The 21,249-nt window shown below is 62.5% G+C and carries 18 protein-coding genes; 9 read left to right on the top strand and 9 right to left on the bottom strand.

Translation table 11 applies throughout. From position 1 onward, the window contains the following. Positions 1-10 precede the first annotated feature (10 nt). From BT179_RS04975 to comJ, 4 genes are read left to right on the top strand one after another with little or no spacing between them, the layout of a single operon-like run. Positions 11-1,942 (top strand): type VI secretion system Vgr family protein, encoded by a 1,932-nt coding sequence (locus tag BT179_RS04975; RefSeq protein WP_072390850.1) that lies wholly within the window; start codon positions 11-13, stop codon positions 1,940-1,942. 18 nt (positions 1,943-1,960) lie between these two features. Then, complete coding sequence (locus BT179_RS04970; protein WP_072430979.1) at positions 1,961-2,395, top strand: DcrB-related protein; 435 nt, start codon at positions 1,961-1,963, stop codon at positions 2,393-2,395. Between the two features lie 12 nt (positions 2,396-2,407). After that, positions 2,408-6,772 (top strand): RHS repeat-associated core domain-containing protein, encoded by a 4,365-nt coding sequence (locus tag BT179_RS04965; RefSeq protein ID WP_256343831.1) that lies wholly within the window; start codon positions 2,408-2,410, stop codon positions 6,770-6,772. Further along, positions 6,772-7,251 (top strand): competence protein ComJ, encoded by a 480-nt coding sequence (comJ, locus tag BT179_RS04955; protein ID WP_072397218.1) that lies wholly within the window; start codon positions 6,772-6,774, stop codon positions 7,249-7,251. Before BT179_RS04965 ends, comJ begins: the two co-directional genes overlap by 1 nt. A 128-nt stretch (positions 7,252-7,379) precedes the next feature. Here comJ and BT179_RS04950 read toward each other — a convergent pair whose 3' ends face one another. From BT179_RS04950 to BT179_RS04930, 4 genes are all read right to left on the bottom strand, one after another. Continuing rightward, positions 7,380-8,894 carry a DUF6630 family protein gene (locus BT179_RS04950; RefSeq protein WP_072431373.1) on the bottom strand — a complete coding sequence of 505 codons (1,515 nt, stop codon included), beginning with the start codon at positions 8,892-8,894 and terminating at the stop codon, positions 7,380-7,382. A gap of 343 nt (positions 8,895-9,237) precedes the next feature. After that, the gene (locus BT179_RS04940) at positions 9,238-9,513 is read right to left on the bottom strand and encodes an HU family DNA-binding protein (protein ID WP_072397222.1); all 276 of its coding nucleotides are present in this window, start codon (positions 9,511-9,513) and stop codon (positions 9,238-9,240) included. Positions 9,514-9,703: 190 nt separating this feature from the next. Further along, positions 9,704-10,852, bottom strand: coding sequence for an NAD(P)/FAD-dependent oxidoreductase (locus BT179_RS04935; RefSeq protein WP_072431372.1), 1,149 nt, complete (start codon positions 10,850-10,852; stop codon positions 9,704-9,706). Positions 10,853-10,888: 36 nt separating this feature from the next. Continuing rightward, a complete protein-coding gene (locus tag BT179_RS04930; RefSeq protein WP_072397226.1) occupies positions 10,889-11,056 on the bottom strand; it encodes a rubredoxin in 168 nt (55 codons plus the stop codon). Positions 11,057-11,251: 195 nt separating this feature from the next. On the opposite strand from BT179_RS04930, the gene BT179_RS04925 reads away from it, so the two are divergent. Next, on the top strand, positions 11,252-11,815 hold the full coding sequence (locus BT179_RS04925) for a chorismate--pyruvate lyase family protein (RefSeq protein ID WP_072431376.1): 564 nt from the start codon (positions 11,252-11,254) through the stop codon (positions 11,813-11,815). Further along, a complete protein-coding gene (gene ubiA, locus BT179_RS04920; protein WP_072397228.1) occupies positions 11,815-12,705 on the top strand; it encodes a 4-hydroxybenzoate octaprenyltransferase in 891 nt (296 codons plus the stop codon). Before BT179_RS04925 ends, ubiA begins: the two co-directional genes overlap by 1 nt. A gap of 83 nt (positions 12,706-12,788) precedes the next feature. Here the strand turns inward: ubiA and BT179_RS04915 are convergent, their stop codons facing one another. Then, the gene (locus tag BT179_RS04915) at positions 12,789-13,175 is read right to left on the bottom strand and encodes a COG4315 family predicted lipoprotein (RefSeq protein ID WP_072397230.1); all 387 of its coding nucleotides are present in this window, start codon (positions 13,173-13,175) and stop codon (positions 12,789-12,791) included. 153 nt (positions 13,176-13,328) lie between these two features. Between BT179_RS04915 and phoB the strand changes: the two genes are divergently transcribed. The 3 genes from phoB to BT179_RS04900 all read left to right on the top strand — a co-directional run bounded on the left by phoB (position 13,329) and on the right by BT179_RS04900 (position 16,851). Beyond that, positions 13,329-14,018, top strand: a complete 690-nt coding sequence (gene phoB, locus BT179_RS04910; RefSeq protein ID WP_053148877.1) for a phosphate regulon transcriptional regulator PhoB — start codon at positions 13,329-13,331, stop codon at positions 14,016-14,018. An 81-nt stretch (positions 14,019-14,099) separates the two neighbouring features. After that, complete coding sequence (phoR, locus tag BT179_RS04905) at positions 14,100-15,386, top strand: phosphate regulon sensor histidine kinase PhoR (protein WP_231991122.1); 1,287 nt, start codon at positions 14,100-14,102, stop codon at positions 15,384-15,386. 124 nt (positions 15,387-15,510) lie between these two features. Then, positions 15,511-16,851 (top strand): hemolysin family protein, encoded by a 1,341-nt coding sequence (locus tag BT179_RS04900; RefSeq protein WP_072397234.1) that lies wholly within the window; start codon positions 15,511-15,513, stop codon positions 16,849-16,851. A gap of 84 nt (positions 16,852-16,935) precedes the next feature. Here the strand turns inward: BT179_RS04900 and BT179_RS04895 are convergent, their stop codons facing one another. The 4 genes from BT179_RS04895 to phoU form a co-directional block, all read right to left on the bottom strand. Further along, a complete protein-coding gene (locus BT179_RS04895; protein ID WP_072431370.1) occupies positions 16,936-17,832 on the bottom strand; it encodes a peptidoglycan DD-metalloendopeptidase family protein in 897 nt (298 codons plus the stop codon). A 152-nt stretch (positions 17,833-17,984) separates the two neighbouring features. Next, positions 17,985-19,070 (bottom strand): hypothetical protein, encoded by a 1,086-nt coding sequence (locus BT179_RS04890; protein WP_072431369.1) that lies wholly within the window; start codon positions 19,068-19,070, stop codon positions 17,985-17,987. 252 nt (positions 19,071-19,322) lie between these two features. Then, entirely contained in the window at positions 19,323-20,282 is a 960-nt protein-coding gene (locus BT179_RS04885; RefSeq protein WP_072431368.1) for a response regulator, read from the bottom strand. 168 nt (positions 20,283-20,450) lie between these two features. Next, on the bottom strand, positions 20,451-21,212 hold the full coding sequence (phoU, locus tag BT179_RS04880) for a phosphate signaling complex protein PhoU (protein ID WP_030139132.1): 762 nt from the start codon (positions 21,210-21,212) through the stop codon (positions 20,451-20,453). Positions 21,213-21,249 lie beyond the last annotated feature (37 nt).

The following is a 21,249-nucleotide window of genomic DNA, read 5'->3' as shown; positions in this document are numbered from 1 at the left end:
GAGATAACCGATGTTATTGAACCAAGCCTCACGCCTGGCCAAAATCACCAGTCCCCTCGGGCCGGAGGTGCTGCTGCTCAAGGACATGGGCGGCGGTGAAGAACTGGGGCGGCTGTTCAACTATGAGTTGCAGTTGCACTCGCTGGACAACGCCATCGACCTCAACCAGGTGCTCGGCAAGCCCATGTGCGTGAGCATGCAGCTGGACGGCGGTGGCGAGCGGCATTTCCACGGCATCGTGGCCCGCTTCAGCCAGAACGTCGACCAGGGCCAGTTCGCCAGTTACCAGGCCACGCTGCGGCCCTGGCTGTGGTTGCTGACCCGGACCTCCGATTGCCGGATCTTCCAGAACCTGACCATCCCGCAGATCATCAAGCAGGTGTTCCGCGACCTGGGTTTCTCGGACTTCGAGGACGCCCTGAGCCGGCCTTATCGCGAGTGGGAATACTGCGTGCAGTATCGCGAGACCAGTTTCGATTTCGTCAGCCGCCTGATGGAGCAGGAAGGGATCTATTACTTCTTCCGCCATGAACAGGGCCGGCATGTGCTGGTGCTGGCAGACGCCTATGGCGCCCACACCACGGTACCCGGCTACGGCTCGGTGCCCTACTACCCCAAGAACGAGCAGCAGCGCGAGCGCGACCACATCCACGACTGGCACCTGGCCCAGGAAGTCCAGCCCGGCTCCCTGGAGCTCAACGACTACGATTTCCAGCGCCCCAGCGCCCGCATCGACGTGCGCTCGGCCATGCCTCGCCCCCATGCCGCCGGTGACTATCCGCTGTACGATTACCCCGGCACCTACGTGCAGAGCGAAGACGGCGAACACTATGCCCGTACCCGCATCGAAGCCTTGCAGACCCTGCACGAGCAGGTCGAGCTGGCCGGCAACGCCCGTGGCCTGGGTTCGGGTCACCTGTTCAGCCTCACCGGCTTTACCCGCCAGGACCAGAACCGCGAATACCTGATCGTCGGCGCCCGCTATTACATTTCCCAGGAAAGCGGGGAGACCGGTGGTGGCGCGCCTTCGGCACAGTTCGAAAGCAGCCTGACCTGTATCGCGGCCCAGCAAAGCTATCGGCCGCTGCCCATTACCCACCGGCCCATCGTCAAGGGACCGCAGACGGCCCTGGTGGTCGGCCCCAAGGGCGAAGAGATCTGGACCGATCAGTTCGGCCGGGTGAAGGTGCACTTCTACTGGGACCGTCACGATCAATCCAACGAAAACAGTTCGTGCTGGATTCGCGTCTCGCAATCCTGGGCCGGGAAGAACTGGGGCTCGATGCAGATCCCGCGCATCGGCCAGGAAGTGATCGTCAGCTTCCTCGAAGGCGACCCCGACCGGCCGATCATCACCGGTCGCGTCTACAACGCCGAACAGACCGTGCCCTACGAACTGCCCGCGAACGCTACCCAGAGCGGCATGAAAAGCCGTTCGAGCAAGGGCGGCACGCCAGCGAACTTCAATGAAATCCGCATGGAGGACAAGAAGGGCGCCGAGCAGCTGTACATCCATGCCGAGCGCAACCAGGACATCGTGGTCGAGGTGGACGAAAGCCATTCAGTGGGCCACGACCGCAACAAGAGCATCGGCCACGACGAGACGGTGACCATCGGCAACAACCGGCTGCGCATCGTCAAGCAGGAGGACATCTTGTCCGTCGGCCTGCGCAAGACCGACAGCATCAGCCAGAGCTACGTCATTGAAGTGGGCGAGAACCTGCGCCTGGTATGCGGTGAAAGCATCCTGGAGCTCAACGCCAGCGGCCAGATCAACCTGACCGGCGTGCAGATCAGTTTCTATGCCAGTGGCGACGCCGAATTCAACACCGGCGGCGTGCTGCACCTGAACAACGGCGGCGGCCCTGGTGCCACGCCGGATGGCCAGGGCGTCAAGGCGAGCATCGATGCCAACATCAGTGCTGCATTCCCCAAGGGCTAATCTCGAGTTTTTCGCGCCATGAGCTACCGCATCAATGAGTTCCAGTTCCAGTTGCCGCCCAGCGAATTGCTGGACGCCTCGATCAATATTCTCAAGTTTCCCGAGCTGGGCACTTCCCTGATCGTCAGCCGCAGCCTGCTGGCCGAGGGCGAAACCCTGCAAAGCAACCTCGACGACCAGCTCAAGCGCCTGGAAAAACAGGTGCAGGACCTGCGCTGCCAACCAGGTGCCAGCGTGCGCCTGGGGGCCAATCAGGAAGTCGAAGGCATCGAGCTGCGCAGCCAGTTCAACAAGGGCAACGAAAAGGTCTTCCAGTACCAGTTGGCGCTGGTGCTGCCCGGCACCCGCAAAATGCTTGCCCTGAGCTATGTGAAAGCACAGAAGCTGGGCGACGCCGAGGCCGCTCATTGGGCAACCATCAAGAACTCCCTGCTGTTCGACGTTCCCGCCTGATGAGTCGCTTGCATGTCTGATGCACTGTGGGCGGCCCGCTTGGGCGATGCACTGGAACATACCTCGATGATGGCCGACATCCTCGGCGGCGTGCTGGAGGTGGCAGCGAATATCGCGATCACCGCCCTGGCCACCGCTGCCGTGGTGGCGGCCACCGGGATCACCGTCGCCACCGGCGGCCTGGGCTGTTTCCTGCTGGGCGCCGTGGTCGGCGCCGTCGTCGGCATCGCCATGAGCAAGACCGGAGCCGACAAGGGCCTGAGCAATTTATGCGAGGGCATCGGCAATGCCCTCTTTCCCCCCACGGTGCAGGCCAACATCCTCACCGGCTCCACCGACACGCTCACCAACAACATTCCCGCGGCCCGCGCCGCCGGAGCGATCGAGTCCCATGTCGCGCCGGCCGGCACCGAGCTGGAGGCCCCCGAGGCCGAGCCCAGCTACCTGGACATGGCCGAGAGCTTCTTCTCGCAGATGTGGCGACCCACCGTAGCCACGCCTGCTCCCGGCGCCGTGCCCAAGCCAGAAGACCTGGTCATCTGCACCAAGCACCCGCCGATGCCACCGCAGTTCCTGGCCGAAGGCTCGGACAAGGTCACCATCAACGGCCAGCCCGCCGTGCGCAGCGGCGACCGCAGCACCTGCGATGCCAAGGTGGTGTCGTCCGGGCTGATCTCTCCGGATGTGACCATCGGCGGCGGTTCGGTGGTGGTGCGCGAGATCCGCAGCGGCAAGACACCGGGCGTGGGCCTGGCGGTGACTGCGTTGCTGATGCTCAAGGGTGGCAAGGGCAAGTTCTTGAGCAAGCTGCCGTGCATGTTGGTTGGCGGGGCGGCGTCGATGGCGGTCAGTAGTGCGATGGGCGCGGCGGCCAATGCGGCCATGGGCTCGTCGAACCCGGTGCATGCCGCCACCGGCGCAAAAGTGCTGGGCGATGTCGAGGAGCTGGACTTCGTCTTGCCCGGGATCCTGCCCATCGACTGGCAGCGCTTCTATAACAGCCGCGACGAACGGGGCGACAGTTTGTTCGGCGTCGGCTGGAGCGTGCCCTACGAAGTGTGCGTCGAAATCCGGCCGCATCCGGAGGGCGGCGAAACCCTGGTCTACACCGACGAACAGGGCCGCCCCATCGACATGGGCTCGATCCCCCTGGGCGGTGCGGTGTTCAGCGCTGGCGAAGGCCTGGCCGTGCGTCGCCACGTCAACGGCCAATTGCTGATCGAAAGCGACGACGGCCTGTACCGCTTGTTCGAGCCCACGCCTGCCAACCCATCGCACTTGCGCCTGAGCCAGCTGGGCGATCGCAACGACAACCGTATTCACCTCGACTACGACGAAACCGGGCGCCTGGTGCGGCTGCGCGATGCTTTCGACCTGATACAGGTGGAGCTGGCCTACGAGCGTGAACGTGTCATCCAGATCCAGCGCCTGTACCCCGACCAGCAACGCGAAGCACTGGTCAGCTACGGCTACGATGCGCTGGGCAACCTGGTCGAAGTACGCGACGCCGCCGACCTGGTGCAACGACGCTTCGCCTATGACGCAGGGCGGCGCATGGTGGAACACCAGTTACCGACGGGCCTGCGCTGCTTCTACGACTGGGCCTTGATCGACGGCCAGGAATGGCGCGTGGTCCGTCACTGGACCGACGAGGGCGATGCCTACCAGTTCGACTACGACCTTTCGGCCGGCACCACGCGCATCACCGACACCCTGCAGCGCGTCAGCACGCGACACTGGAACAGCCAGTACCAGATCACCCGATGCAGTGACAACCTCGGTCAGACCTGGACGTTCGAGTGGAACGACGAACGCCAGATGCTCGGCGCCACCGACCCGCAGGGCGGGCGCTACGCCTACAGCTATGACGCAGCCGGCAACCTGATCGGCGAAACCGACCCGCTGGGTCGCAGCGAATCGACCCTCTGGCTCGAACACTGGTCCCTGCCGCTGGTGTACACCGATGCGGCCGGCAACAGCTGGAAATACCGCTACGATCAACGTGGCAACTGCATCGGCGAAACCGATCCCCTGGGCCACGTCACCCGCTACCGCTACGACGCCCACGGCCAGGCCATCGAAATCATCGACGCCACCGGCAAAAGCAAGAAGCTGCGCTGGAACCCTTTCGGGCAACTGGTGGAGCACATCGACTGCTCGGGTTATCCGACACGCTTGAGCTACGACTCGCGTGGCCACCTGCAAACCATCACCAACGCCCTGGGCGAACGCACCCAATTGAGCTACGACGCCCGGGGCCGTCTGATCGGCAGCCAATTGCCGGACGGCCGCACCGAGCAGTACCAGCGCGACGTCGCCGGCCAGTTGACCGGCTACACCGACCCTGCCGGACACACCACGCTCTACCAGCACAACCGCCGCGGCCAGGTCCGCCAGCGCACCGACGCCCAGGGCCGGCAGGTGCAGTTTGCGTATGACAGCTATGGGCGACTGCAGGCGCTGGTCAACGAGAACGGCGAGAGCTATCGGTTTGCCTGGGATGCGGGAGACCGGTTGGCCGAACAGCAGGACCTGGATGGCAGCGCCAAGCGCTACACCTACGACCGACTGGACAACGTCACAGCGGTAACGGCCGTTCCGGCCCCTTACGGCACAGGCCTGGTGGTCGTTCCCGAAACGCCACCATCGCCCATCGTGCATCGACTGGAGCGCGACGCCGTGGGCCGGCTGATTGCCAAAGTCACCGACGATGGCCGCACCGAATACGCCTACGACCCGCTGGACCAGCTTACCGCCGTCACCTTCACCGACCATCAGGGCAACGCCCAAGGCCTGAGCTTCGCCTACGACGCCCTCGGCCAGTTGGTGGCCGAAAACAGCGCCGCCGGCAGCCTGCGATACCACTACGACGAACTCGGCAACCTGATCCAGACCCAACTGCCCGATGGCCGCTGGCTCAACCGGCTGTACTACGGCAGCGGGCATCTGCACCAGATCAACCTCGACGGTCAGGTCATCAGCGACTTCGAGCGCGACCGCCTGCACCGCGAAGTGCTACGCACCCAAGGGCAGGTCAGCACCCGCAGCGAATACGACCGCTGCGGCCGCCTGCGTGCGCGCCAACGCCGCCACGGCAGCCAACCGTCGAACCTGCCGGCGACGCTGCAAAAACGCTTCGAGTACGACCCCGCCGACAACCTGATCGGCAAGCTCGATCAGCAACCGGCCGCACCACACCGCCAACTCCTGCACTACGACGCCACCGGCCGCATCCTCGCCAGCCAGGACAGCCTCCACGGCCAACGCGAGACGTTCGCCTACGACGCCGCCGCCAACCTGCTGGACGGCCCGCAGGCCGGCGCTGGACGGGTGGTGCACAACAAGCTGCTGACTTATGAGGACAAGCGTTACCGCTACGATGCCTTTGGCCGGATGATCGAAAAGCGCAGCGCAAAACGGGGCCTGCAACGCTTTGCCTATGATGCCGAGAGCCGCCTGGTCGAAGTGCGCAACGAGAACGGCAGCATCGTGCGCATGACCTACGACCCGCTGGGCCGACGCATCGCAAAAACCGAGCATGACACCCATGGCTATCCGCTGGGCGAAACCCGTTTCGCCTGGGACGGCCTGCGCCTGTTGCAAGAGCATCGCCACCAGCAGACCAGCCTGTACCTTTACGACGACAACAGCTACGAACCCCTGGCCCGGGTCGATGGCACTGGCCCGCTGCAAAAAATCCGCTATTACCACAACGACCTCAATGGCCTGCCAGAGCAGCTCACCGAAGCCGACGGACACAACATCTGGCGGGCGACCTATCGGGTGTGGGGCAACACGCTGGAAGAGCTGCGCGAGCCGTATTACATCGAAGAGCAGAACCTGCGGTTCCAGGGACAGTACCTGGACCGGGAGACGGGGCTGCATTACAACTTGCACCGATATTACGATCCCGACACCGGCCGATTCATCACACCGGATCCGATCGGGTTGGCCGGAGGGTTCAATCTTTACGCGTTCGTCCTGAATCCATTCACTTGGCAGGACCCCCTTGGCCTTGCCGGCTGTACGCTGATCAAGGCACGGTCAAAACAGTACGATTACAGGCTGCGATTGAAACGCTCCGAGTATCCCCAGACATTTGGACACATCGACGGCGCGATCAAAAAAGGTCATCCCTACATTGTGACCATTCAACGCGACACCGCTAAGCTCAATCGCAAACTCAGCCTGAAGGACGTCAAGACCAAAGCAGGCAAGGACCGGGACGAGTGGCCGATGGCAATGTTCAAGGAAGGCGGCACCGGCGCCAGCGTCAAGTACATCGATCCCAGCGACAACCGGGGGGCCGGCTCGAGTATCGGCAACATCCTGTCCGACCTACCCGACGGAACCAGAGTCAAAATCGAGGTTTACTGATGAAAAATACCGCTCAATCCGTGGATCTGTTGATCTCCCACAGCCAGATTCAATTCCGTTCACGGCCCTTCGACGAGACCTCGAGCCAGTGGGGCAAGACCAACCTGGAACAAGGTGCGATCATCCATAAAGACTATGTGGTGTTCGACCCTTTGCCCGAGGACGCTTTCGGCGCCAATGTGCATTTGAAACTGGAGGATCACTTCAACCTTGATCCCACCGCCCAGCGCTGCATCGTCGTGCCGTTTCAAGTCACCGACATCAACCATGTGGAAGTCGCCTCCGCCGCTGAAAAATTCAAGGTCGAGCTTGACCTGCAGGCACGCGACTACGCGTTGTACTTCGAAGTGTGCGAAGGGGACGAGATTTTCTACAAGATCACGCTGGTGCCCTCAGACAGCAAGGCACCTGCCAAGTACCTGCTGGACGACCCTTGGGGCGGTGAGAAAGACAAGGTCCTGGTGGAAGGGGTTCGCTAGCGCTCTACGTTTCCAGGGCGGGTCGACAAAGGCGAACAGGACAAGGTGCCAGTCCGTCCGTCCCGGCACAGCCGGAGCGCAGCGCCCAGGAAGCTGGGCGCAGGCGCACATCCTGGCTGTGGCCCCGGTCAGTCGAAACCCAGCACCTCGCTGCCCTTGGCCTCGAGCATCGCGTCGAACGTCGGCAACCTGGCGACGAAATCCGCTTCGAACGCCAGGTAGCGATCCTGGGCCGGCAGGTAACGCACCTGCGGCTTGATACGCCGGATATCCTGGCTGGACAGCTTGAGCACCTGGTTGCTGCGCTGATTCCAGATCCAGGCCAGGGTGTGGGAACCGAACGTTTGAGTGACGTAGTTCCAGACCCACCAGTCACCGTGCCCCCGGCTGACATGAACCCGCCCGTGGAACGTGCGCAGCGTGATGACGTTCCTGGGTTCTGTGACAAGCAGGCGCGTGTCCTGGCGCACCTCGCTGCCAAAGCCATCCAGCAGCGCCTTCGTTGCGGCCCCCGTGACCACGTTGAAGCGCCAGGCCAGCAGCACGGTCTCGTGGTAGCGCGGGTCTTGGAGGCTCTTTCGCTTGTCTTCGCTGAACAGCAGGATCTCATCACCCCCCAGGTAGGCGGTCGAGCTTCGGAGGTGGTAACCGTCCACTGCCGGCATCGGCTGGGCGGCGATGGCTTGGTGCGGTGGGTCCTGACTCCAGGTCCAGCACAGGGGACCGTTGTGCTGCATGAACAGCAGGCGACGGGCCCCGATAGGCAATATCGTCAGTTCATCCGGGTGTTCGAAAATGACTTCGCTGGCCTGCGCCGTGATCCGCCAGATACGCGTCATCGGCACTGGCTCGTAAATACGCTGGCGTTCGAAGACCTCGCCGTCCACCACGACACAGGGCTGCTCGAAGCCCGGCCATTGCACCTGGGCAGGGCCGAAATCCTGGATATCGTCACCCTGGCGCACTTCGTATCGGTAGCGGTCGTCCGCATTGTAATCGCCGCTTTTGACCCGGCGTCTCCACAGGCTGCGCCGGGCATTGGCATCGATGAGTTGCAGGTCGGCACCGTCGAGCCCATCGGTACGGTGCTCGAGCATGTCCTGCTCCGCAGGCGGCCACTGGTTGTAGTCGATCAGGAAGCACAGCCACCGTTCATCGTCCTGCTCGGTAACGGCGGCCCAACCGTTGCGGTAGTTGTATTCATCGACGTAGGTGGGGCCGGGATAGTCGTGCACTTCCTGCAGCCACTTCAGCTTGCCGCGCTTGGACCTGGCCGGCTTGCGCGGGGCTTTTCCCTCGGCGACAACCGGTTGCCGGGGCTCGATCAGGCTCGGCGTGAAGTCCTCCTGGTCCTGCCAGTGCCTGGCAAATGCCTGGCGCTGATCGGTCGGGACAATGACCGGTCGGTAGTCATCGCCGCCGGCATCCAGGTTCCACAGGTCGTAGCCTCGTTCGGCCAAGGCATTGGCCAGCGCCTGGAAGCAGATCTCGGGCATCTCATTGCAGAGCTCATCCAGCAGCGCCTCGAAGGGCCGGCCGACAAACACGTCGATATCGGGGTAGTAATGCTGGAGCAACGCAAGGAGCTCGCCCCCCGGGATTTTCCAATCGACATGAACCAGCGGATCGAAACGAGATCGCATCACGCCTGCACTCCTTGAATGTAAGAGCCAGCCCCGTCAGATATTGGCCGGCACGAAATCCGGACCGCCCCGTTTGTCCCGCACCATCAGGGCGAATGCATCAACGGCGTCCACATGCCGTCCGGGCTGTGCCATGCCGCGCCCGCCCAGCGCGTATCGGCCACCCGCTCGGCCTTGTGGCGTTCCAGGAGCCGCATGGCGCCACACCGACGCTGCCCATGTTCACGTCAGCGCCCACGGCGACTCGGGAGGCTCAGGCAAAAAACCATGAAAAAGGGCACTCGATTCGCACCGATGTGCCCTTTTTGTTGCCACTTCCCCCCAACCGAGGTGGTTGCAGCAATTACGGATTGACGATGTCCTTCAACGATTTGCCCGGCTTGAAAGCGACGGTGTTGCTGGCCTTGATTTTCACCGGCTCACCCGTCTGTGGGTTCTTGCCAGTGCGGGCGCCGCGGTGGCGTTGCAGGAAGGTGCCGAAACCTACCAGGGTAACGCTGTCCTTGCGATGCAGGGCGCCGGTGATTTCTTCGAGAACGGCGTTGAGGACGCGGTTGGCCTGTTCCTTGGTGAGGTCCGCTTTTTCCGCGATGGCGGCGGCGAGTTCTGGTTTACGCATGAATGAAGCCCCTTTGACGGTTTTTTGTTGTTATGTCTGGGCTGGTCTCATGGGAACAGCCCCTAAGGCACCGCAGGCTCTACACTGCGGCAGACGGAAGTGAGAATGGCACGGGGCAGCAGGCGGCGCCAGTGGCCGGATGAGCTTTGTGGGACGAAAAGTAGGGTTTTTGCGACAGAACCCCCAGTATTTACGCCAACAGGGGCGGAAGTTCCTTGTTCAGCTCCAGCTTTTCCATCACTGCCGCACCTGTCAGGGCATAGCCCAGCAGGTTGCCCTGGGCATCGCGGCACAGGGCCTTGATGTCGGCGCCCTGCCCTTCGACGCTCCAGACGCCTTCGCGGCCTCGCGGTGGCGGTGAAACCACCAGCGGGCATACCGGTGTCTTCACGGTGATCGGCATGGGGCCATAGCTCACGGCGGTCGGATTGCCGGCCAGGGTCTGGGCCAGGGCCCGGGCGCAGCTCATCAGGGGCATGACGTAGAGCAGGTTCAAGCCATCGACCTCGGCGCAATCGCCCAGGGCGAAGATGTTGGCGTGGGAAGTCTTCAGGTGACGGTCGACCACCACGCCGCGATTGACCACCAGGCCCGCGGCAGCCGCCAGGTCGATGCGCGGGCGCAAGCCAATGGCCGAGACCACCAGGTCGCAGGCAATCACCTGGCCGTCGGACAGGTGCGCCTCCAGCCCGTCGGCCACCCGCTGCAGGCGATTGAGCACCGGCCCCAGGTGGAAACGCGCGCCGAGGCTTTCCAGCCCGGCTTGCACCGCGGCGGCGGCAGCCGGGGGCAGCAGCGTCGGCATGACTTGCTCGCACGGCGCCACCAGTTGCACTTCGTAGCCGCCAAGGATCAGGTCGTTGGCGAATTCGCAGCCGATCAGGCCGGCGCCGAGCAGCAGTACCCGACGTTTGCCGACAGCAGCCGCCCGGAAGCGCCCGTAGTCTTCCAGGTCATTGACGGGAAAGATCAGGTCCGCGGCGTCACCCTGTACTGGCACCCGCACGGTTTCGGCGCCCCAGGCGAGGACCAGGTCGCGATAGCTCACCGCTTCCTCGCCGATCCACAGGCGCTTGTGGCCCGGATCGATACCGCTGATGCGGGTATGGGTACGCACTTCGGCCTTCAGTTGCTCGGCCATGGCGCCCGGCTCGGCCATGCTCAGGCCGTCGGCGTCCTTGTTCTTGCCGAAGCCGGTGGAGAGCATCGGCTTGGAGTAGGAGCGTCCGTCGTCCGCGGTAATCAGCAGCAGCGGGGTTTCGCTATCGAGCTTGCGAAACTCCCGGGCCAGGTTGTAGCCGGCCAGTCCGGTACCGACGATGACGACAGGTGCGCTCATGTTGCTCTCCATGCTGTTCTTGATGGGGACGACGGATCAGGCGATCTCGATCATTTCGAAGTCCATTTTGCCGACACCGCAGTCCGGGCACAGCCAGTCTTGCGGAACATCCTCCCAGCGGGTGCCGGGGGCGATGCCATCATCCGGCCAACCGTCGGCTTCGTTATAGATCAGGCCGCAGACGATACATTGCCACTTCTTCATTCGGGTACTTCCTCGGGTATCAGGCGTTTGCCGGTATGGTTGGGTCGATGCGGTCGCCCTTCCGGCTCAGGGCGTTTTGTACTGATCGGTCGCCGCAGATGCAAGCACGATCGACGCGATGGCAGGCCGGGGCCGTCAAAACCGACGATCGCCATGGTAAGCTCGCGACCTCCTTTGCTGCCATTCAAGACCCCTGTGCCGCATACAAATTCGATATTTCCTACACTTCACTGGTGGCCTCGGCACCTGCTTTCGCCCCGCCCCGATGCCTGTGTGCTCGACTGGCTGTATGACGAAGGTTCCCTGACCCGGCGCCTGACGCGCCTGTCGGACGACCACTTCAGTGTGATGCCGCTGCTTGAAGGCTGGCAGCCATTGCGGGCCGACGAATGCGCCGCCCTGGACCTGGCCGAGGGCAGCGAAGGCTGGGTCCGCGAGGTGTACCTGCTGGGGCATGGCGAGCCTTGGGTGTTCGCCCGCAGTGTGGCGGCGCGCAGCGCACTGGAAGCGGACGGGTTGCAGATGGACGCACTGGGCAGCCGCTCCCTGGGGGAGCTGCTGTTCTGCGACCAGGCGTTCCAGCGCCGCGCCATCGAGGTTTGCCATTACCCTGAGCCGTGGCTGCCGGCGCAGGTGCGCGCGCCACAACTGTGGGGCCGTCGTTCGCGTTTCGATCGCGGCGCGTTGAGCGTGCTGGTGGCGGAAATCTTCCTGCCGCGCCTGTGGAGCGTCGCGCGCGCCTATTCGGAGACTTGCTGATGTACCTGCAACTGCTCAAATCCTTGAATCGCCTCAACCCACGGGCCTGGGATTTCCTGCAACTGACCCGCATGGACAAGCCCATCGGCATCTACCTGTTGCTGTGGCCGACGCTCTGGGCGTTGTGGATCGCCGGAGAGGGTTCCCCTTCCCTGGCCAACATCGTGATTTTCGTCCTCGGCGTGGTACTGACCCGCGCTGGCGGTTGCGTCATCAACGACTGGGCCGACCGCAAGGTGGACGGCCATGTGAAACGCACCGAGCAGCGCCCGCTGGTGAGCGGCAAGGTCAGTTCGAAGGAAGCGCTGGTGTTTTTCGCAGTGCTGATGGGGGTGAGTTTCCTGCTGGTGCTGTGCACCAACGCACCGACCATCCTGCTGTCCCTCGGCGGGCTGGCGCTGGCCTTCACCTACCCCTTCATGAAGCGCTACACCTATTACCCGCAAGTGGTGCTGGGCGCGGCGTTCTCCTGGGGAATGCCGATGGCGTTCACCGCCGAGACCGGCCACCTGCCGGCGGCCGCCTGGCTGCTGTACATCGCCAACCTGCTGTGGACGGTGGGCTATGACACTTACTACGCAATGACCGACCGGGACGACGACCTGCGGATCGGGGTGAAGTCCACGGCGATTCTCTTCGGCGACGCCGACCGCGTGATCATCCTGACGCTGCAGGGCCTGGCGCTGGGCTGCCTGCTGCTGGCCGGCGTGAAGTTCCAGCTGGGCACCTGGTTCCACTTGGGGCTGGTGGTCGCCGCCGGGTGTTTTGCCTGGGAGTTCTGGTACACCCGCAGCAGGGACCGGATGCGCTGCTTCAAGGCATTCCTGCACAACCACTGGGCCGGGTTGGCAATTTTCGCGGGGATCGTGCTGGATTACGCGTTGCGCTGAGGCACACTTATTTCTTAGCAGTCACCGGACCTTGTGGCGAGGGGATAAATCCCCTCGCCACAGCGATCTTCGACAGACGGGAGTCAGTCGGGCTTGGCGATCTTCCATGCGCCATCCATTTTGCCGTCGCCGGTCATGTCTCCCGCTTTCTTGTCACCAACAAAGGTATACAGTGGATCGCCGTCATAGGCCCATTGTGAAGAGCCATCGGCACGGGTGATCACAGTCCATTCGCCCGAGGGCGTCGCGGTGCTTTCAGCCTTGAGCGGCGGCCAGTTCACGGCGCATTTGTCGTTGCACATCGACTTGCCGTCGTCATCCTTGTCAAAGGTATACAACGTCATGCCCGCGTGATCGACCAGCACACCGTCCTTGACCATCGCCGGCTCGCCAGCCGCAAACGCCATTCCCGGTAATGCCAACGCAACCAACAGCCCCAGCGCGTTGATGGATCGAGTGTAATAAGCCATGGAAAACCTTCTTGTGTGGTAGCCAGGATTCGGACTGAAAAGCGTAGCCCAGGATCCCTTTTGCTGCCGGAGCACGAAATAACTGTCACACGACTGCAATAATTCCGTTATCTAATGCGGCGCAAGACAGTTAAATGACAAGAGGATTACCCCATGGTTGGCAGGAGCATTCTGATCGTCGACGACGAGGCGCCCATCCGCGAGATGATTGCCGTTGCGTTGGAGATGGCCGGCTATGACTGCATGGAAGCAGAAAACTCTCAACAGGCCCACGCAATCATCATCGACCGCAAGCCCGACCTGATCCTGCTGGACTGGATGCTGCCCGGCACCTCCGGTATCGAGCTGGCGCGGCGCCTCAAGCGCGACGAGCTGACCGGTGACATTCCGATCATCATGCTCACGGCCAAGGGCGAGGAAGACAACAAGATCCAGGGCCTGGAAGTCGGCGCCGACGACTACATCACCAAACCGTTCTCCCCACGGGAACTGGTGGCGCGCCTGAAGGCCGTACTGCGCCGCGCCGGGCCGACCGATGGCGAGGCGCCGATCGAAGTCGGCGGCCTGCTGCTGGACCCGATCAGCCACCGGGTGACCATCGACGGCAAGCCTGCCGAGATGGGGCCGACCGAATACCGCCTGCTGCAGTTCTTCATGACCCACCAGGAACGCGCCTACACCCGCGGCCAGCTGCTGGACCAGGTCTGGGGCGGCAACGTCTATGTCGAGGAGCGCACCGTGGATGTGCACATCCGTCGCCTGCGCAAGGCCCTCGGCGATGCCTATGAGAATCTGGTACAAACCGTGCGTGGCACCGGTTATCGTTTTTCGACGAAGGCCTGATCCGAGCCCTTACCGCCCGACAAGCTGACAAGGACGCGTGTTCAATTGAATCAAAACTGGCATGGCACCCTGATTCGCCACATGTTGTTGCTGGTCACCGGCTGCCTGGTGATCGGCCTGATCAGCGGGCATTACGCCTGGAGCCTGGCGGCGGGCCTGGCCCTCTACCTGGCCTGGACCCTCAAGCAACTGCTGCGCCTGCACGAATGGCTGCGCCTGCACAAACCCGACGAGGCCCCACCCGACGGCTACGGACTGTGGGGCGAGGTGTTCGACAGCATCTACCACCTGCAACGGCGCGACCAGCGCGTGCGTGGCCGCCTGCAAGCGGTGATCGACCGGGTGCAGGAGTCTACGGCGGCCCTCAAGGACGCGGTGATCATGCTCGACAGCGACGGCAACCTGGAATGGTGGAACCGCGCCGCCGAGACCCTGCTGGGCCTCAAGACGCCCCAGGACAGCGGCCAGCCGGTGACCAACCTGGTACGCCACCCGCGATTCAAGGAATACTTCGAGCAGGAAAACTACGCCGAACCCCTGGAAATCCCGTCCCCCACCAATGACCGGCTGCGCATCCAGCTGTACATCACCCGCTATGGCAACAACGAACACCTGATGCTGGTGCGCGACGTGACACGCATTCATCAGCTGGAACAGATGCGCAAGGACTTCATCGCCAACGTATCCCACGAACTGCGCACGCCCCTGACAGTGATCTGCGGCTACCTGGAAACCCTGCTCGATAATGTCGACGAGGTGAACCCGCGCTGGCGCCGGGCCCTGCAGCAGATGCACCAGCAGAGCGGACGCATGCAGACCCTGCTCAACGACTTGCTGTTGCTGGCGAAGCTGGAGGCCACCGATTACCCGTCGGACAACCAGCCGGTCCCCATCGACGACCTGCTGCAGATCATCAGCGAAGATGCCCAGGAGCTGTCCGGCCCCAAGCAACAAACCATCACCCTGGAAGCCGACCCGCTGGTGCAGCTCAAGGGCAGCGAGGCAGAACTGCGCAGCGCGTTTTCCAACCTGGTGTTCAATGCGGTCAAGTACACGCCGGAACAAGGCCGGATCCATATCCGCTGGTGGGGCGACGTGCAAGGCGCGCACCTGAGCGTGCAGGACTCCGGCATCGGCATCGACAGCAAGCACCTGCCGCGCCTGACCGAACGCTTCTACCGTGTCGACTCCAGCCGCAACTCCAATACCGGTGGCACCGGCTTGGGGCTGGCGATCGTCAAGCATGTCCTGTTGCGGCACCGAGGCCGCATGGAAATCAGCAGCGTGCCCGGCCACGGCAGCACTTTTACTTGCCATTTCGCCCCGGCGCAGGTGGTTCGCGCGCGTCACGCCACCCCTGCCGATTGACGCACGCCGGCGCTTCCCTCTAGGCAATTGCCGAGTCAGCCGCTACATTGGCTGACTTGCGCCTGCCTTTGCAGGCATGCTTTTTTGACCCTCCAAGCACTTACGGAACCTGCAAAACCCCATCATGGACCCATCCCCTGGCTTGTCCCTCGTCACACTTTTCGCCGAATTCGGCATGATTCTCTTTGCTCTGATCCTGGTTCTGCTCAACGGATTCTTCGTTGCGGCCGAATTTGCCATGGTCAAGCTGCGCTCGACCCGGGTCGAAGCCATCGCCGAGCAGAACGGCTGGCGGGGGCACATCCTGCGCACCGTCCATAGCCAGCTCGACGCCTACCTGTCCGCCTGCCAGCTGGGCATTACCCTCGCCTCCCTGGGCCTGGGCTGGGTCGGTGAGCCGGCGTTCGCGCACATCCTCGAACCGCTGCTGGGCGCGGTGGGCGTCGAATCGCCGGAAGTGATCAAGGGCGTTTCCTTCTTCACCGCGTTCTTCATCATTTCGTACCTGCACATCGTGGTCGGCGAACTGGCGCCCAAATCCTGGGCCATCCGCAAACCCGAGCTTTTGTCGCTGTGGACCGCCGTGCCGCTGTACCTGTTCTACTGGCTCATGTATCCGGCCATCTACCTGCTCAACGCCAGCGCCAACGCCATCCTGCGCATCGCCGGCCAAGGGGAACCGGGCCCCCATCACGAGCACCACTACAGCCGTGAGGAGCTCAAGCTCATCCTGCACTCCAGCCGTGGCCAGGACCCCAGCGACCAGGGCATGCGCGTGCTGGCCTCGGCCGTGGAAATGGGCGAGCTGGAGGTGGTGGACTGGGCCAATTCCCGGGAAGACCTGGTGACGCTGGAGTTCAACGCGCCGCTCAAGGAAATCCTGGCGATGTTCCGCCGTCACAAATTCAGCCGCTACCCGGTGTACGACAGCGAACGCCAGGAGTTCGTGGGCCTGCTGCACATCAAGGACCTGCTGCTGGAACTGGCGGCCCTGGACCACATCCCCGAATCGTTCAACCTGGCCGAACTGACCCGGCCCCTGGAGCGTGTGTCGCGGCACATGCCGCTGTCGCAGCTGCTGGAGCAGTTCCGCAAGGGCGGCTCGCACTTCGCCCTGGTGGAGGAAGCCGACGGCAACATCATCGGCTACCTGACCATGGAGGACGTGCTGGAAGTGCTGGTGGGCGACATCCAGGACGAACACCGCAAGGCCGAGCGCGGCATCCTGGCCTACCAGCCGGGCAAGCTGCTGGTACGGGGCGACACGCCGTTGTTCAAGGTCGAGCGTCTGCTGGGCATCGACCTGGATCACATCGAGGCCGAGACGCTTGCAGGGTTGGTCTATGAAACCCTCAAGCGGGTGCCGGAAGAGGAAGAAGTGCTGGAAGTCGAAGGCCTGCGGATCATCATCAAGAAGATGAAAGGCCCGAAGATCATCCTGGCAAAGGTGTTGATGCTCGATTGAGCATCAACACCTTTGCGGCGACGACCCTTCTGTGGCGAGGGGTTTTGTCCCCTCGCCACAGAAGCGCTTTAACTGCTGCAGAGGCTACTGCTTGCCCACCGCAAAGTTGGGCAAGTCCCCCACGGGCTGGTTGAACTGGTAGGGAATCGACACCAACCCCAAGCCGGTGTTGCGCTGCACCACGAAATGCAGGTGCGGACCGGAGCTGTTGCCGGTGTTGCCGGACAACGCCAACGGCGTACCCACCCCCACCCGTTGCCCTTCCCGCACGCTCACCGAGCCTTTCTGCAGGTGCAGGTAGACCCCCATGGTCCCGTCGTCGTGCAGTATCCGCACGAAGTTGCCCGAAGGATCGTCCCCCCTGCCGGTCTGTTCGTTTTCAGTCTTGATGACCACGCCGCCACGCGCCGCGATGATCGGCGTGCCTTCGGGCATGGCGATGTCCATGGCGTAGCGATTCTTGGGACCGTAATGACTGTATTGGCCATTGGCCCCCTGGCTCAGGCGAAACGGCCCGCCGCGCCACGGCAATGGGTAGCGGTAGGCTTGCGCCGTGCCGGCGGGGTCGCCCAGGGAGTATTCGAACCGCGGGGTGTACACCAGGGGCTGGCCGGGCTGCGTGGCCGTGAGCAGCGCCAGGCGCAGGTTGCTGCGCGCCGGCAACACCCGACGAATCGGCCGGCTCGGCGCGCCACTGACGTTGCTCAACCCGGCGAAGCTCAACTCGATCTCCACCGGCGCGTACAGGTCATTGCGCACGAACACCGCGTCCGCGCCTTTTTGCTTGCGGATATCGAGAAACACCTGTCGTTCCAGGCGCTCGACCATGCGATCACGGAATACGAACACCTGGGCGCCCTTGCTGGGGCGGTCGCTATAGGACACCACGCCATTGGCATCAGTGGATTTGTAGATTGTCATGGCCACGGCCGACGTGGAGGCCAGGACAAGACCACAGGCAAACAGCAAAGGCACGAGCATGGGCAAGATTCTGTCGAAAAGTGAAGGCCTGCACAGCAGCCTAGCAGCTGGGATGGACCAGCGTAGTCGACGGATGTTTCAAAATTGCAGGCTACAAGCGCTTTGCTCAGGCCCATGGCCTGATCGCGAGCAGATGGGCTCCCAAAATCTATCTACAGGCACTGGCCCCCGCTTCGGGAAGGGGACACAAGGAACAAAGGCAGATCAGGAGACCCTACAGCACCACCCTCCGGACGATCAACCATACTCCAAACCCAGGCACTCTCTTGCAACGATAAATACGAAATCGGTACCCCGAACATTATCAGGCCAGCGGTGATATCCGATTGCTTGACCGTATGCCGTATCACCAGTTCAGAGCCGAGCCGATAGCCGGTGAAGAAAAATATCACGACATCGCCCGCAACCATTCCCTGAGTCAACTGCCGAAACGGATAAGAGCCTCCCTCATTGATGGCCGAAAGATGGACCACGCTACGAGTTTCCTGTCCTTGCTGGTGGATCCCAGCGGGCACGGCCAGGTCGCCAGCGACACCGAGTTCAAGGACAGGGGATACCCTCGTTCCCGCTGTCGATTGCACCGTGTAGATAACCCTGACAGTGCCGTGTTTGATCGGTACCAGAAAATCCGCCCCCACGGGCACGACCAGATCCTCCACCGGACCCGGCCCAATAACCATGTGCTTGACGAAACAGGCATCCGCGCTCGAACCCCACCAATAGACAGAAACAAGAGCACCCGGCGTGAGCGATGAGCCGGCTCTGATGCGCAGGTTGACGCCTTGCACAACCACCGGGAGGGCAATCATGCCGTCAACCGCTTCATCCACTACAGGCTTATATATCTGACCCTCCATTGACAGCACGACGACTGGCGATTTCGTCTCTTCGACCGGATATTCCAGATAGAAATAATAGAGTGCGGCCTGCTGCCCCTGGAACTCCAACGCCCGGTCAGCCGGCACGTCCACGACGATGTCCTGGTTCGCTTCCTGGATTGTTCCACCCATACCAAACCCGCCAGGCCCATCCACCGATTGCAGCACTGCATGATATCGACCATCCACCCGCATCCCATCGACAAAAGGAATACGGATGGTCAATCCCATCTCCAGATCGGCATACGAGACTTTCCCGTCCACGGCTTCATCGATCGAAGCCTCGAGCAACGGTGCCTGATCACGGTGTAATGCGTCGGCTATTCGATTTCTTTCTTCCAGGCTGATAAATAGGCTCATCACGCTCTCCCATTGTGCAGGCAACCATCAGGACGACTGTCCGCAGCAACTTAGGAGAAAAAACCTGAAGAACAACCTGTAGGAAATAACAGTCCGGACCAATGGTCAGTCTTGCTGTCCGACATGACGAGCATGTTGCACTCAAGATTGGAGGAGCCGGTCTTGAGCATGCTCTCACAGAGGACTGTGGATACTGCAGACCAATGTGGAAGCGAGCCCGCTCGCGACAGCGGGCTGGAGGCCGTCGCCGGATCAGGCGCCGGGAACGAAGTGCTTCTGCGCCGTGCCGCGGGCGATGAGGCGGGAGATGTAGTCGAGCTTCTGCGGGTCTTTGTCGACGAAGCGGAAGGTCAGTTGCAGCCATTCGCTGTCCGGTGTCTGCTCATGGGCGACGATGGCGTGCAGATAACCGTTCAGGCGCGCGGTTTCGGCGTTGTCGCCCTGCTCCATGTCCAGCACGGAGCTTTCAAGCACCTGAGGCAGGGTGTCGGTGCGCTTGACCACCAGCAGCGCTTCCTTGAGGCTCAGGGCCTTGATCACGCATTGCTGGGTGCCGCTGGACAGGCGCAACTGGCCCTGGCCGCGGTTGGCGGTCGCTGCGGAGGCGGCCGGCGCCTTGACGGGCGGGCTGTTGAGCAAGCCACGGGCCGGCGCGGCGGCGGGAGCAGCCGGTGCGGCAGGGGCAGCGGCGGCCGGTCTGGCGGCAGCAGGAGCTGGCGCGGCAGCCGTCACTACCGGCGCGCCCTTGCCGCCGGTCAGTGCGCTGAGGGAGTCGTTGCCGAACGCCGAGTTCATCTTGGTCGGGGCGCTGTTCATCAGGGTGTCGAGCTTGCCGACCTTGTGCAGGGCCTGCTTGACCTTGGTCAGCAACTGTTCGTTGGTGAAGGGCTTGCTGACGTAGCCGGAAACGCCGGCCTGGATCGCCTGGACCACGTTCTCCTTGTCGCCACGGCTGGTGACCATCACGAACGGCATACCCTTGAGGTTGTCCTGCTGGCGGCACCAGGTGAGCAACTCAAGACCGGACATCTCCGGCATTTCCCAGTCGCACAGCACCAGGTCGAATGCCTCACGGGCCAGCAGGGCCTGGGCTTTCCTGCCGTTCACCGCGTCCTCGATACGGATGCCCGGGAAGTAATTGCGCAGGCACTTCTTCACCAGGTCACGAATGAACGAAGCATCGTCCACGACCAACACACTGACCTTACTCATCCAGATCCACCTCTAAAAAATCCCGGCAAGCATACCGCTTTTACTGATGGCATATTGCCAAAAACCGTCAGTCACGCCGGGACTTTTCGTTCGCGGGGTGCTGCTTTCGATTAAAAAGGCCACAAAAAAAAGCCCGACCAGAAGGCCGGGCGCTTTTCTTGGGCAATCTTACTTATCGTCAGTTTCACCTGGAACATTAGCGGTTTCGGACGGGGTGCCCTCAACTTCTTCCTTCATTCGCTTGAGCCCCATGTGCCGTACATCGGTGCCACGCACGAGATAGATCACAAGTTCCGAGATGTTGCGCGCATGATCGCCGATACGCTCCAGGGAACGCAGGACCCAGATGATGCTCAGCACCCGGGATATGGAACGCGGGTCTTCCATCATGTAGGTCGCCAGCTCGCGCAGGGCGGTCTTGTATTCGCGGTCGATGATCTTGTCGTACTGGGCCACCGACAGCGCCAGGTCGGCGTCGAAACGGGCAAAGGCGTCCAGGGCATCGCGCACCATGTTGCGCACCTGGTCACCGATGTGGCGAACCTCGACGTAACCGCGCGGCGCCTCGCCCTCTTCGCACAACTGGATGGCGCGGCGAGCGATCTTGGTGGCTTCGTCGCCGATCCGCTCAAGATCGATCACTGACTTGGAGATGCTGATGATCAAGCGCAGGTCGGAAGCAGCGGGTTGGCGACGGGCCAGAATGCGCAGGCACTCCTCGTCGATGTTGCGCTCCATCTGGTTGATCTGGTCGTCGATCTCGCGCACTTGCTGGGCCAGGCCCGAATCGGCCTCGATCAGCGCGGTCACCGCGTCGTTGACCTGCTTTTCCACCAGCCCGCCCATGGCCAGCAGGTGACTGCGCACTTCCTCCAGCTCGGCGTTGAACTGTGCGGAAATGTGGTGAGTAAGGCCTTCCTTCGAAATCATCTTGTTCGCTCCGCGAAAGTTGCAAGCTTCAAGCTGC

The organism is Pseudomonas sp. NFACC43, from assembly GCF_900119645.1.
GTDB lineage: Bacteria > Pseudomonadota > Gammaproteobacteria > Pseudomonadales > Pseudomonadaceae > Aquipseudomonas.
The sequence above is the reverse complement of the archived record's forward strand: the minus strand, read 5'-3'. Positions and strand labels throughout refer to the sequence as shown.